Annotated in this window: 16 protein-coding genes, 1 tRNA gene and 1 pseudogene; 12 read left to right on the top strand and 6 right to left on the bottom strand. The window is 65.1% G+C overall.

All coding sequences use genetic code 11. The features are described from left to right. Nucleotides 1-69: 69 nt before the first annotated feature. The 3 genes from QX048_RS22400 to QX048_RS22390 are packed head-to-tail and all read left to right on the top strand — an operon-like array spanning nucleotide 70 to nucleotide 1354. Nucleotides 70-384, top strand: coding sequence for a helix-turn-helix domain-containing protein (locus tag QX048_RS22400; RefSeq protein WP_315717502.1), 315 nt, complete (start codon nucleotides 70-72; stop codon nucleotides 382-384). Then, complete coding sequence (locus tag QX048_RS22395; RefSeq protein WP_315826726.1) at nucleotides 377-838, top strand: SRPBCC family protein; 462 nt, start codon at nucleotides 377-379, stop codon at nucleotides 836-838. Before QX048_RS22400 ends, QX048_RS22395 begins: the two co-directional genes overlap by 8 nt. Nucleotides 839-841: 3 nt before the next feature. Then, entirely contained in the window at nucleotides 842-1354 is a 513-nt protein-coding gene (locus QX048_RS22390) for an SRPBCC family protein (RefSeq protein ID WP_315826725.1), read from the top strand. Nucleotides 1355-1367: 13 nt separating this feature from the next. Here the strand turns inward: QX048_RS22390 and QX048_RS22385 are convergent, their stop codons facing one another. The 4 genes from QX048_RS22385 to QX048_RS22370 all read right to left on the bottom strand — a co-directional run bounded on the left by QX048_RS22385 (nucleotide 1368) and on the right by QX048_RS22370 (nucleotide 5127). Further along, the gene (locus QX048_RS22385; protein WP_315826724.1) at nucleotides 1368-1790 is read right to left on the bottom strand and encodes a hypothetical protein; all 423 of its coding nucleotides are present in this window, start codon (nucleotides 1788-1790) and stop codon (nucleotides 1368-1370) included. A 112-nt stretch (nucleotides 1791-1902) separates the two neighbouring features. Then, complete coding sequence (locus tag QX048_RS22380; protein ID WP_315717506.1) at nucleotides 1903-2679, bottom strand: DUF2189 domain-containing protein; 777 nt, start codon at nucleotides 2677-2679, stop codon at nucleotides 1903-1905. A 208-nt stretch (nucleotides 2680-2887) separates the two neighbouring features. Then, nucleotides 2888-4495 (bottom strand): acyl-CoA synthetase, encoded by a 1608-nt coding sequence (locus QX048_RS22375; protein ID WP_315717507.1) that lies wholly within the window; start codon nucleotides 4493-4495, stop codon nucleotides 2888-2890. Nucleotides 4496-4671: 176 nt separating this feature from the next. After that, nucleotides 4672-5127, bottom strand: a complete 456-nt coding sequence (locus QX048_RS22370; protein WP_315717508.1) for a GatB/YqeY domain-containing protein — start codon at nucleotides 5125-5127, stop codon at nucleotides 4672-4674. Between the two features lie 181 nt (nucleotides 5128-5308). Between QX048_RS22370 and carA the strand changes: the two genes are divergently transcribed. From carA to QX048_RS22355, 3 genes and pseudogenes are all read left to right on the top strand, one after another. Continuing rightward, nucleotides 5309-6505 carry a glutamine-hydrolyzing carbamoyl-phosphate synthase small subunit gene (gene carA, locus QX048_RS22365; RefSeq protein ID WP_315754612.1) on the top strand — a complete coding sequence of 399 codons (1197 nt, stop codon included), beginning with the start codon at nucleotides 5309-5311 and terminating at the stop codon, nucleotides 6503-6505. Nucleotides 6506-6652: 147 nt separating this feature from the next. Further along, nucleotides 6653-7143, top strand: a pseudogene (locus QX048_RS22360) (PaaI family thioesterase). Nucleotides 7144-7209: 66 nt separating this feature from the next. Then, the gene (locus QX048_RS22355) at nucleotides 7210-7752 is read left to right on the top strand and encodes a cupin domain-containing protein (RefSeq protein ID WP_315826723.1); all 543 of its coding nucleotides are present in this window, start codon (nucleotides 7210-7212) and stop codon (nucleotides 7750-7752) included. Here the strand turns inward: QX048_RS22355 and QX048_RS22350 are convergent, their stop codons facing one another. Then, nucleotides 7753-8079 (bottom strand): metalloregulator ArsR/SmtB family transcription factor, encoded by a 327-nt coding sequence (locus QX048_RS22350; RefSeq protein WP_315717511.1) that lies wholly within the window; start codon nucleotides 8077-8079, stop codon nucleotides 7753-7755. Between QX048_RS22350 and QX048_RS22345 the strand changes: the two genes are divergently transcribed. The 4 genes from QX048_RS22345 (at nucleotide 7967) to QX048_RS22330 (ending at nucleotide 10853) form a co-directional block, all read left to right on the top strand. Next, complete coding sequence (locus QX048_RS22345; RefSeq protein WP_315826722.1) at nucleotides 7967-8590, top strand: YeeE/YedE family protein; 624 nt, start codon at nucleotides 7967-7969, stop codon at nucleotides 8588-8590. The two genes, QX048_RS22350 and QX048_RS22345, sit on opposite strands and share 113 nt — an antisense overlap. A 6-nt stretch (nucleotides 8591-8596) precedes the next feature. After that, a complete protein-coding gene (locus tag QX048_RS22340) occupies nucleotides 8597-9049 on the top strand; it encodes a DUF6691 family protein (RefSeq protein WP_315826721.1) in 453 nt (150 codons plus the stop codon). Nucleotides 9050-9060: 11 nt separating this feature from the next. Continuing rightward, nucleotides 9061-9954, top strand: a complete 894-nt coding sequence (locus QX048_RS22335; RefSeq protein ID WP_315717514.1) for an MBL fold metallo-hydrolase — start codon at nucleotides 9061-9063, stop codon at nucleotides 9952-9954. A 104-nt stretch (nucleotides 9955-10058) separates the two neighbouring features. After that, entirely contained in the window at nucleotides 10059-10853 is a 795-nt protein-coding gene (locus QX048_RS22330; protein ID WP_315717515.1) for a sulfite exporter TauE/SafE family protein, read from the top strand. A gap of 94 nt (nucleotides 10854-10947) precedes the next feature. Here QX048_RS22330 and QX048_RS22325 read toward each other — a convergent pair whose 3' ends face one another. Then, a complete protein-coding gene (locus QX048_RS22325) occupies nucleotides 10948-11475 on the bottom strand; it encodes a DNA starvation/stationary phase protection protein (protein ID WP_315717516.1) in 528 nt (175 codons plus the stop codon). 108 nt (nucleotides 11476-11583) lie between these two features. Here QX048_RS22325 and QX048_RS22320 point away from each other — a divergent pair, with 108 nt between their 5' ends. After that, complete coding sequence (locus tag QX048_RS22320) at nucleotides 11584-12288, top strand: class I SAM-dependent methyltransferase (RefSeq protein WP_315717517.1); 705 nt, start codon at nucleotides 11584-11586, stop codon at nucleotides 12286-12288. Nucleotides 12289-12395: 107 nt separating this feature from the next. Next, nucleotides 12396-12472: transfer RNA gene (locus tag QX048_RS22315), tRNA-OTHER, on the top strand. Nucleotides 12473-12508: the final 36 nt, after the last annotated feature.

Below are 12508 nucleotides of genomic sequence, written 5' to 3'. Positions count from 1 at the left end.
CTTGTCCTCGCGCGATCCACAACGCAGCGCTCTTGACACGCAACCATTTGGTTGCCTATTCTTTCTCACATGGATGATGTCTTCAAGGCGCTTGCGGACGGCTCACGACGCGCCCTGCTCGACAGGCTCCACGCGCGGAACGGGCAAACCCTGACCGAACTCTGCGACGGCCTCGCGATGACGCGACAGGCCGTGACCAAGCACCTTGCCATTCTGGAAGCGGCCAATCTGGTCGCGACGATCCGGCATGGCCGCGAGAAGCTGCACTATCTCAATCCGGTGCCGATCCATCACATCGGGGAGCGCTGGATCAAGAAATTCGAGCGCGGCAAGCTCGCCGCGCTCAGCGAGTTGAAGCGGCAATTGGAGGAGCGCGATGAGTAAGCCCGAATTCGTCTACGTCACGTATATCGCGACGACGCCCGAGAAATTGTGGGAAGCGCTGACATCAAACGAATTCGCGAAGCGCTACTGGTTCGGCACCGAACTGCATTCCGATTGGCGCGTCGGCTCGCCGTTCACGCTGGTGACCGACGGGATGACGACGGATGTCGGCCAGATTCTGGAGTTCGATCCGCCACGCCGGCTCTCCTACACCTTCCAGCACGTCCTGAAAGACGAGTTTCGCAACGAGCAGCCGACCAAGGTCGTGTTCGCGATCGAACAGCACGGCAACTCCGTCAAGCTGACCCTGACGCATGAAGGCTTCGAAGGGGCGGCAAGATTGCTCGATGCGGTTTCCAACGGCTGGCCCGCGATCATGTCCGGCCTAAAAAGTCTGCTGGAGACCGGAACGGCGCTGGCGATCCCGATGTCAGCGCTCGGCAAGGGAGTCTGAGCGATGGATCTTGCAAAGTTCAAGCCCGCCACCGTCTACACGATCTACATCGCCGCCAGCCCTGAGAAGGTATGGCAGGCGCTGACCTCCGCCGAGTTCAGCCGACAATATTTCTTCGGCTTCGCCGTGGAAGCCGAACTGAGGGCGGGCGGCGCCTTCATCGTGCGCGCGCCGGACGGCTCCGAACACATCAGCGGCCAGGTGATCGTCTGCGAGCCGCCGCACCGGCTGACCGTCACGTGGGACGTCAACTGGCCCGGCCTCGTCGAGGCACTGGGCCGCACGCTAGTGACCTATGAGATCGAACCGGCCGGCGACGCCGCCCGTCTCACGATGACTGAAGCACATGAGCGGCCGCTCTCCGACGACATCCTGTCTGGCGGACGCCAGGGCTGGCCGGCCATCCTGTCGAACCTCAAGAGCGTGCTCGAGACCGGCAAGCCGCTCGCGGTGAAGATGACGCCGCCGACGCGCATGCTGGCGGCCCTGAAGGCGATGGGGATTGCAGTGCCTTGAACGACAAGGCCTGCTACGACACCGCGGCGATCTGTGGGATGCTGGCGAGGACGGCGCCGACCTGGACCGCATTGCTCAGCATGCCACCCCAATGTAACCAGCGCAGCCGACGCAGGGCCGTCGCATCGCCGGAATCCCTGTCGCGGATGCGCGCGTCCATCTGCCGCAGAAACCAGCGGCGCGAGAGCAGCGCGAACGCCGCGATCAGCCCAATGCCCAGCCCCAGAACGGGGCGGCCGTCGGCCAGCACGGCGAGCGCGCCGATGCCGCCAGCGATCGAAAGCGCCACGAAGTAGGAGTCGAACATGCCGCGCAGGAGCCGGGTGACCGGCACGATGTCGAGCCGCACCAGCAGAAAGGCCGGCGCGGCCAGGAGCAGATAGAACATCGGCAGCAACAAGACGATCGTGGCAAACAACGCGATGTTGTCCGGCATCATCCTCCTCCGACATTGGTCCCGGCCGGACCACCGGCGAGCCGCGTTTCGAAACGAGCCCGTTCGACGGCGTCCATGCGCCATCGAACCTACGTCGCGGCTCGCCCTTGCCTTATGCCGGAGCCACGATCCGGCGGTACAGATGCCAGGTCGCATGGCCCAGCACCGGCACAGTGACCAGCAGCCCGAGGAAGTACGGCAATGCCGAAATGATCAGCAGCACGGTGATGACGGCGGCCCAGCCGATCATCGGGCCGGGACTCGTCACGACCGCGCGCACGCTGGTGATCATCGCCGTCACGAAATCGACGTCGCGCTCCAGCAGCAGCGGAAACGACACGACCGTGAGCGAGAACAGCACCAGCGATAGAGCGGCGCCGTCGAGATTGCCGATCGCGAGGAAGAGCAGACCCTCGTTGGTCGTCAGCACCACGGTCATGAACTCCTTGATGCTGGAGAACGAGGCATTGAGCCCGAGCAGCAGCGCGATCAGGAGGCGCACCTGGTACATCCAGATGATGAAGAAAAATAGCGTCACGAACGCCATCCAGCCGATCTCGCCGCGCGAAGTGATCGTGCGCCAGATCCCGCCATAGGAAATCGGCTGGCCGAGTTCGCGGCGGCGGCTGACCTCGTAGAGACCGATCGCGACGAACGGGCCGATCAGCGCAAACCCTGCGGCCAGCGGATAGGCCAAGTAGACCATCCCGAAGGCGGTGACGCACAGCACGATGCTGATGCCGCCGAGTACATAGATCAGCCCGAAAGCAAGGCCGAACATGGGCTGAGCCTGAAAATCGCGGAGGCCTTGCGTCAAGGCTTCGGCAATATCGGCCGTGGTGATGCGGCGCACCACGGGATCGGATCGTCCCGAGACGGATGCGGTCATCGGCGGTCCCTCCTGAATGTTGTTGTTGCCGTGATGCTAACAGCGGGAGGGCGGGGATTTCAATTTCAACTTGTGGGCAGAGGGGCGGAGCGATCACATATGACGATGCAGTTTTGCACTCGTCTGTCGCCATCCGTCGTGCCGCGCGGGACTGCCAGCGAGGCGAGGGAGCCAGGCGCACCATTGGGCACCCACGAACGGGAGCCCCCTACCCCCGCGCCCGCAACTCCCGCCTCAGCACCTTGCCGGTCGCCGTCATCGGCAGGGTGTCGGTGAATTCAACGTGGCGCGGGTATTCGTGCGCGGCAAGCTTCACTTTGACGAAGTCCTGGATCTCTCGCGACAGCGTGTCATTTGCAACGAAGCCAGGGCGCAGCACGATCCACGCCTTGATGGCCTCCGTGCGCACCGGGTCGGGAATGCCGACGACGGCCGCCAGCGCGACTGCCGGATGCTTGAGCAGCGTGTCCTCGATCTCCGCCGGGCCGATGCGATAGCCGGCCGACGTGATGACATCGTCCTCGCGGCTCGCATACCAGAAATAGCCGTCGTCATCCTGGGTGCCGAGATCGCCTGTCAGCAGCACGTCGCCCGCGAACTTCTTCTGCGTCGCCTCCGGATTGCGCCAATATTCGATCATGGTGCAGGGATTGGGCTGGCGCACGCCGATGATGCCCCTCTCTCCGCGCGGCAGCTCCTCGCCCTTGTCGTTGACGATCAGCACCTCGAAGCCCGGCGTCGCCTTGCCCATCGAGCCCGGCCGGATCGGAAACAGCCTCGCATTGTTGCCGACGACGAGATTGCATTCGGTCTGGCCGTAGATCTCGTGCGCATCGATGCCGAAGGTCGCGCGCACCCAGTCGAGCAGCTCGGCGCCGAGCGACTCGCCGCCGGTGAGGATGCTGCGCAGCTTGACGCCCTCGTGCTTGACATTGGCCTGGCGCATCAACTTCAGCGCGGTCGGGGGCAGGAACACGTTGCGGACGGCGTAGTCCGCCATCAGTTGCATTGCGGCCTGCGGCTCGAATTTCCTGGCGCGATAACCGATCATCGGGATCGCGTGATACCATGCAGGAAACAGCGCATCGAACAGGCCGCCGATCCATGCCCAATCCGCCGGCGTCCACATGACGTCGCCGGGCTTCGGCAGGAAGCCGTGCACCATCTCGACATTGGGCAGGTGGCCGAGCAGTACGCGATGGGCGTGCAGCGCGCCCTTGGGATTTCCGGTCGTACCCGAGGTATAGATGATGATGGCAGGGTCGTCGCTCGACGTGGCGACGGTCGGGAATTGATCGGAGGCGCGCTCCAGCGTCGGCCAGAAGGCTTGGGCGCCGAGGCCGTCGCCGTCAGTGACATAGATCGTCTTGAGTTCCGGCAGGCGGTCGCGAATGCGCGCGAGCTTCGCAAGGCCCGTGGCGTCGGTGACGACGACCTTGGCGCCGGAGTTCTGCAGCCGGAATTGCAGCGCGTCCTCGCCGAACAGCGTGAACAGCGGCACCGAGACGAGACCGGCGCGGAACGCCGCCAGATGGACGATCGGCAGCTCCAGCGACTGCGACAGGAACACCGCGACGCGGTCGCCCTGCGCGAGACCATCGGCCTTCAATACGTTGGCGAAGCGGCAGGAGTAATCGCGCAGCTCATCGAATGAGACGCGCCGTGCGGCGCCGTCCTCTTCGACGACGATCAGCGCCAGGCGCCCCGAGCCGTCGGCGTGGCGATCGCAGGTCGCGACCGCGATGTTGAACTGCGCCGGGATGTCCCAGCGGAAGTCGCGAGTGAGCTGGTCGTAGTCGGACGTTTCCTTGAGCATTGTTCTCTCCGTCATGGCCAGGCGAAGACCCGCCTGCGGGGCCGAAGCCCCTTCGGCGCGGCGAAGGCCCGGCCATCCACGTCTTTCTTCTTGATGACAGTCTTAAAGACGTGGATGCCCGGGACAAGCCCGGGCATGACGATGTGGGGATGCATGGGCGCTTCGCGTCGCGCGGCCTAGCCCGACAGCGCCGCCTTCACCAGCGCGCTCGCCTTGGCGAAATCCATCTGCCCGGTGTACTTGGCCTTCAGCACGGCGATCACCTTGCCCATGTCCTTCATGCCGGCGGCGCCGGTCTCGGCGACTGCAGCGGAGATGGCGGTCTTCACCTCGTCGTCGCTCATCTGCTTCGGCAGATAGGCCGAGATGACCGCGATCTCCTCGCGCTCGCCGGCGGCGAGCTCAGCGCGGCCGCCCTTTTCATACAGCTCGACCGACTCCTGACGCTGCTTGATCATCTTCTGCAGCACCGCGAGCACGTCGGCGTCGGTCAAGGGCGGCTTGCCTTCGCCGCGCGCGGCGATGTCGGCGTTCTTCAAGGTCGAGTTCACCATGCGAAGGGTGGACAGCTTGCGCTCGTCCTTGGCCTTCATCGCCTCCTTGACCGCATTGTTGATGTCGTCGCGCAGCATGCTCTCGCCCTCTCAAAATCCATTGGCGCTGGTCTAGGCGGTTCGCCCACCCGAAACAACACGGTTCCGCATCCGTTCCGGTCGGATGCCTCGAAACTCCGGCCGAATTGACCGAAATCGCATGTGAATCGGCCGCTTCCCGCTTTGACGCCGCGCGCCTGGGGCACTATGTAGGGGCCTCATGACACACATCGATACTGACGCCGCCTGGCCGGACCATAAACCGACCGCGCTCCTCGTGCTCGCCGACGGCACGGTGCTGGAAGGCTACGGCCTCGGCGCCGAAGGCCACGCCGTGGGCGAGGTCTGCTTCAACACCGCCATGACCGGCTATGAGGAGATCCTGACGGATCCGTCCTATGCCGGCCAGCTCATCACCTTCACCTTCCCGCATATCGGCAATGTCGGCACCAACGACGAGGATATCGAGACGGTGAACATGGCGGCGACGCCGGGCGCACGCGGGGTGATCCTGCGCACCGCGATCACCGATCCGTCGAACTACCGCGCCACCCGCCATCTCGACCAGTGGCTGCGTGCGCGCGGAATCATCGGGCTGTCCGGCATCGACACCCGGGCGCTGACCGCGCTGATCCGCTCCAAGGGCATGCCGAACGCCGTGATCGCGCATGCCAAGGACGGCAATTTCGACCTCGACGCCCTGAAGAAGGAAGCGCGGGAATGGCCCGGCCTGGAGGGCATGGACCTCGTGCCGATGGTGACCTCCGCCCAGCGCTTCACCTGGGACGAGACCCCCTGGGTGTGGAACGAGGGCTTCGGCCGACAGGTCAATCCGGAGTTCAACGTCGTCGCGATCGACTACGGCATCAAGCGCAACATCCTGCGCCTGCTCGCCGGCGTCGGCTGCAAGGTGACGGTGGTGCCGGCGACGACGCCGGCCGAGGACATCCTGGCGATGAAGCCGGACGGCGTGTTCCTGTCGAACGGACCCGGCGATCCCGCGGCGACCGGTAAATATGCCGTGCCGGTCATTCAGCAGGTGATTTCGTCGGGCACACCGACCTTCGGCATCTGCCTCGGCCATCAGATGCTCGGGCTTGCGGTCGGCGCCAAGACCAAGAAGATGCACCAGGGCCATCACGGCGCCAACCATCCGGTCAAGGACGAGACCACTGGCAAGGTCGAGATCACCTCGATGAACCATGGCTTCGCGGTCGACCAGGACACGTTGCCATCGGGCGCGACGCAGACCCACATCTCGCTGTTCGACGGCTCGAATTGCGGCATCCAGCTCGAGGGCAAACCGGTGTTCTCGGTGCAGTACCACCCGGAAGCTTCGCCCGGCCCGCGCGACTCGCATTACCTCTTTCAGCGCTTCGCCGAGCTGATGCGCGAGAAGAAGCGCAGCGCAGCCTGAGGTCGGCAGCTTGACGACACTCGACATGCCCGGGCTGGTCCCGGGCATTTTTCTGTCCGCAATCTTGTGATCGCCGGCATCTGTTTTGCCCTCGATCTTTTCGCACCGCATTCATATGATGATCATCATATATTGTAGATCGACAATATGAGCGAGACGGATTCGCGCGCTGAATTCGGCGTGGTGCCCCTGGCGGTACTGGCCTCGATGCCCGGGCTCGATTTCGTGCGCGGCATCTTCGCCGGGACCTTGCCGCAGCCGCCGATCATGCAGACCGTCGCGCCGTTCGACTGCAGCGCCGAGCCCGGCCGGGTCGTCATGCACAGCGTGCCGGCCTTGCGGCACTACAATCCGATCTGCTCGGTGCATGGCGGCTACACCGCGATCCTGCTGGATTCCGCGATGGGGCTCGCCGTCCCACGATGTGCCCGCAGGGCAGCGGTTACACCACGCGGGAATTCAAGGTCTCCTTCATCAAGGCAATGACCGAGACCACCGGCATCGTGAGAACGGAGGGCAGGACGCTGTCGTTCGGACGCCGCGCCGCGACCGCCGAGGCACGCATCGCCGATTCGCAAGGGCGCCTGCTGGCGCACGCCACCACGACTTGCCCGGTGCTCGAGCTGCCCAAGGCGTGAGCCTGGAACGGCGGCCGCGCAGGCCGATTGATAGGGCGAGGCCCCATCCTTTGTTCCGAGGTCGCCATGCCTGCCGCCCCCTCGCCCCGCGTCAAGTCGATCGAACCGCTCAGCATCGTGTTCGCGGATGACGGCCTGGTGCCCAATAATCCGATGCCGTTCCTGGTCTACAAGGCCGTCATCGATCTGGGTGGCGCCGATCCGGCGGCCGACATCGAGCGCGTGTTCGCCGCCAATGGCTGGGGCGACATGTGGCGCAACGGCGTCTACGACTATCTGCACTATCACGCGACCGTGCATGAGGCGCTGGGTGTCGCCGGCGGAACGGCGCGGGTCCGCTTCGGCGGCGATCAGGGCCGGGAGCTGGAGCTCAGGCCGGGCGACGTCGCCATCCTGCCGGCCGGCACTGGACATCAATGCATCGCTGCCAGCAGCGATTTCTGCATCGTCGGCGCCTATCCGCCCGGACCGAAGATGCAGATCACGCGGCCGACGCCGGAGAACCACGCCCGCGCATCGAAAACCATTCCGGAGGTGCCGCTGCCCGCGACCGATCCTGTGCTCGGCGCGGGCGGCCCGCTCACGCGCCTGTGGCACCAGGCGCGCTGATCAGGCGCAATACAGCCGATACAGCGTCTGCAGGATCTCGCGGACCTCCCGGCTCGCCAGCCGATAGTAGATGGTCTGGCCATCGCGCCGGGTGGCGACGAGATCGAGCGCGCGCATCTTCGCGAGATGCTGAGACAGCGCCGCCTGTCGCAACCCGACCTGTTCGGCGAGATCGCCGACCGCGCGCTCGCCGTCGATGAGGTTGCAGAGCACCATGAGGCGCTTCGAATTCGCCATGGCAGCGAGCAGGCCCGCCGCCTCCTCCGCCTTGTCGTCGAGCGCCGCCACCATGGCCTCACGGGTTTTGCGCCTGGCCTGTGTTGTCATGATTGTTACTTCTTCATTTTCGTATATATGCAATAATGCACATGACAGCCGATTGCAACATGCCCCCGACGAGGGAATCAAGGACGATATGATCACGGAGTATACAGCGGTCACGGCGCTCGCAGGCGGCGCCCTCATCGGCGCTGCAGCCGTCATGCTGATGGGCCTGACCGGCCGTATTGCCGGCGTCAGCGGCATTGCCGCGCGGCTGTTGCCGCCCTGGGACGGTGCGCTCGCTGGCCGGCTCGCCTTCATAGGAGGGCTGGTCGCCGCCGCCCTTGCAGTCCGCATCGTCAGCGGGAGCCTGCCGCCGCTGAAGCTGGAGGTCGGTCCGATCGATATGGTTGCAGCCGGGCTGCTGGTCGGCTTCGGGGCGGTCTGGGGCAACGGCTGCACCTCGGGTCATGGCGTCTGCGGCATCGCCAGCCTCTCGCCGCGCTCGATCGTCGCCACGCTGGTGTTCATGGCCACCGCGGTCGCGACCACCTTCCTCGTTCGCCACGTGCTGTGAGGCACCATGATCATTTTCGTCCAGTTCACCGTCGGCCTCATCTTCGGACTCGGGCTGCTGCTCTCGGGCATGTCCAATCCAGAGAAGGTGCTCAACTTCCTCGATTTCGCGGCGATCCGCTTCGGCGGCTGGGATCCGAGCCTGATCCTCGTGATGGCTGGAGCGGTGGGGGTCACCTTCGCCGGCTTCCGACTGGTTTTCCGGCGCCGGCGTCCCGTCCTCGGTGACCAATTCCACCTGCCATCCTTTCAGACGCTGGATTGGCGGATCGCAACCGGCCCTGCGATCTTCGGCATTGGCTGGGGCCTCGCCGGCATCTGCCCGGGCCCGGCCTTCGTGGCGCTCGGCTACGGCTCGCCTGCCATCGTCCTGTTCGTCACGGCCATGATGATCGGAATGGCCGCAGCCCGCATGCTCTCGAGCCGCCGGCCCTCGCTCGCCGCAGTCGCTTCAGAATGAGGGAGGCTTGGATGTCCGGCATTCCACATCCGGTCGACCTGTCAGTGAAACCCGAGGTCACACCGTTCTTCGATCGCGCCACCAACACCGTCAGCTATGTGGTCAAGGACCCAGGCTCGCGGGCCTGCGCGGTGATCGATTCGGTCATGGACATCGACTATGCATCGGGGCGCATCGCACCGCATTCGGCCGACGAGATCATTCGCCTGATCGAGGATCGCGGCTGGCAACTGGACTGGCTGATCGAGACCCATGTCCATGCCGACCATCTGTCGGCGGCGCCCTACATCCAGTCAAGGCTGGGCGGCAGGATCGGCATCGGCGCCAACATCAGGATGGTGCAGGAGACGTTCGGCAAGATCTTCAACGAAGGCACCGAGTTTCAGCGCGACGGCAGCCAGTTCGACCGCCTGTTCCATGATGGCGACACCTACCGGATCGGCGCAATCACCGCCTTCGCCATGCATACGCCGGGGCACACGCCGGCCTGCATGACTCATGTGATCGGAGACGCCGCCTTCGTCGGCGACACGCTATTCATGCCGGACGGCGGCTCGGCACGCGCCGACTTTCCTGGCGGCGATGCCCGCACGCTGTATCGCTCGATCCGCCGGGTGCTGGAGTTGCCTGACGCGACGCGGCTGTTCATGTGCCACGACTACGGTCCAAACGGCCGCGACATCCGCTGGGAAACGACGGTGGCCGAGCAGCGCGCGCACAACATCCACGTCCGCGACGGCATCACCGAGGATCAGTTCGTCGCCGCCCGCGAGGCGCGCGACCGCACCTTGGACATGCCCAAGCTGATCATCCCCTCCCTGCAGGTGAACATGAAGGCGGGACGGCTGCCGACGCCCGATCAGGACGGCCGGCGCTTCCTGAAAGTCCCGCTCAACGCACTCTAGGACACCCCTCGCCCCACCGAGCACGCGGCAGACGTCGCGGCTCGGCTTTCCCATTTGGCAACGGCCGGGCACCGGCGCGGCACGCCAGTCCGGAGCATCGCAGGATGACCTTGTCCGCTGCCCAGCTTGCGCTCGGCTCGCTGTCCGGCTCTTTCGTCGGATTCACGCTCGGCCTGATCGGCGGGGGCGGATCGGTGCTGGCCGTGCCGCTCATGGTGTATCTGGTCGGCGTCGGCAATCCCCACGTCGCGATCGGCACGAGCGCGGTCGCCGTAGCGATCAACGCGGCGGCCAATCTCGCCAATCATGCCCGCTCCGGGAACGTCAAATGGCCTTGCGCGCTGGTGTTTGCTGCAACGGGCGTGGTCGGCGCCTTCGCTGGCTCGACGCTCGGCAAGATGGTCGACGGTCAGAAGCTGCTGCTGCTGTTCGCCCTGGTCATGATCGTGATCGGCCTCTTGATGCTGCGCAGGCGCGGCACGAACAGCCAGCTGGACGTCAAGCTTTCGCGCGACAATCTGTTGCCGCTCTTGGCATTCGGTTTCGGCACGGGAACACTGTCCGGCTTCTTCGGCATCGGCGGCGGCTTCCTGATCGTTCCGGCTCTGATGTTTGCGACGGGCATGCCGATCCTCTACGCGATCGGCTCCTCGCTCGTGTCCGTCACGGCGTTCGGACTGACGACCGCAGCAAACTACGCGCTGTCGGGACTGGTCGACTGGGCGCTGGCGGCGACCTTTCTCGTCGCCGGCATCGCCGGTGGCCTGGTCGGTGCGAAGCTGGCGGCTCGCCTGTCCGGTACGCGCGGCACCCTGAACAAGGTGTTTGCCACGGTGGTATTCGTGGTGGCGGCTTACATGATCTATCGGAGCTGGTCGGCACTCGGCCACTCCGCATAGCCTGGCATGGTATGAGCCGGAGGCCGGCATCGAGGCCGGACCGGCGCGCCACGTCCTCGCAGCGCGCCCGGACCTCAACTCGACGCTGGCCCGCCTACGCCGCGTTGCTGCCTTCCTGGCGGCTGGCTTCGAACAAGAACCAAGTGCGGCGCTCGGTCTCGTCGATGAAGGTCTCCAGCAGTCCCGCGGTGGCGGGATCGTCATTGTCGTCGCACAGCCCGTGCGCTTTCCGCATCGCAGCCGCGACGTGCTTGTTGTCCTCCATCAACTCCCGCAACATCTCGCGCGGCGGCACATACTCCTCGTTGTTGTCCTTGATGGTCTGCAGCTTGCTGATCTGGCTGATCGATTTCAGCGTGGTGCCACCGAGCTTGCGCACGCGCTCGGCGAGCTGGTCCGTGGTGGCAAAGATCGCGTCCGACTGCTCGTCGAGCATTTCGTGGTAGTCATGGAAATGCCGTCCGCTGACGTGCCAGTGGAAGTTCTTGGTCTTCAGATAGAGCGCAAAGGCGTCCGCAAGCAGCGTGTTCAATGCCGTCGAGATCTTGTTCACGGCATCCGGGGACAGATCGGTCGGGGTATCGAGCTCGGGGGCGGTCTTGTCGGTCTTTGCTTTACTCACGGCTTGGCCTTCCTGTTAGAAGCAGCGATGGACACGGATGATCGGACCCGTTAACGCTCGCTGACCCCTCCAGTTCCGATCAAGGAACTGTGTTTGCCGGAACCCGCCATGGACGACTGGATCGATTATTACGATTCCACGCACACGATCTATGCGAGCAAGCTGCATCGCGACCTGCACTTCGAGGGGATCGCGCGCGACATCGTCGGCTATATTCCCTCGCCCGACGCAGTCGTTCTCGACTATTCCTGCGGAGAGGCCCTGTCGGCCGCCAAGGTCGCCGACGCCTGCATGACGCTCATCCTGGCCGAGCCGGCGCCGGGCGTGCGCGGCCGGCTGATCGCGCGCTTCGCTCCCAACACCAAGATCCGCGTGCGGTCGCTGGACGAGCTGCGCAACATGCAGGAAGGCTCGATCGACCTCGTGGTCATGAACTCCGTGGCCCAGTACATGAGCGAGGCGGAATTCGATGCAGCCCTGGCCGTGATCAGGCGGCTGCTGAAGCCGTCGGGAAAGTTCGTCCTCGGCGACGTCCTGCGTCCGGACGTCGGCATGGGCCGTGACGTGCTCGCGCTGCTGATGTTCGCGGCGCGGGACGGCTTCCTCAAGGATGCCCTGGTCGGGCTGGTCGCCACTGCCCTGTCCGATTACCGGCAGTTGCGGACCAAGGTCGGCCTGCAGCGCTACAGCGAGGCCGAGATCCTGGCACGGCTGAAGAAGGCCGGCCTCTCTGCCGTCCGGGCGCCGAAGAATATCGGCCACAATCCCTGGCGCATGACCTTCGTGGCGCAGCCGGCAATGGGAACCGTGTGACCGGCCGAGCCGACCAGCCCACGCCGTGGCCCAACATCGAGCAACCGGATTAGGGTTAACTGAAACACGGGCTGGCTCACGCGGCCCTGAGAGGTAAGATCACCCCCGGCCCGGTGGCGGAAGCTACGACGCGAAGAGCGGTGCAACGCTCTTGAACCTGGTTCAAGTCCAGGCCGGGCCTCCAGCCGTCGCTGCCGCGCAGCTTCGGCTCGGCGAGCCA

Origin of the sequence: Bradyrhizobium sp. SZCCHNS30572 (assembly GCF_032484415.1) — a bacterium.
Lineage (GTDB): Bacteria > Pseudomonadota > Alphaproteobacteria > Rhizobiales > Xanthobacteraceae > Bradyrhizobium.
The sequence above is the reverse complement of the archived record's forward strand: the minus strand, read 5'-3'. Positions and strand labels throughout refer to the sequence as shown.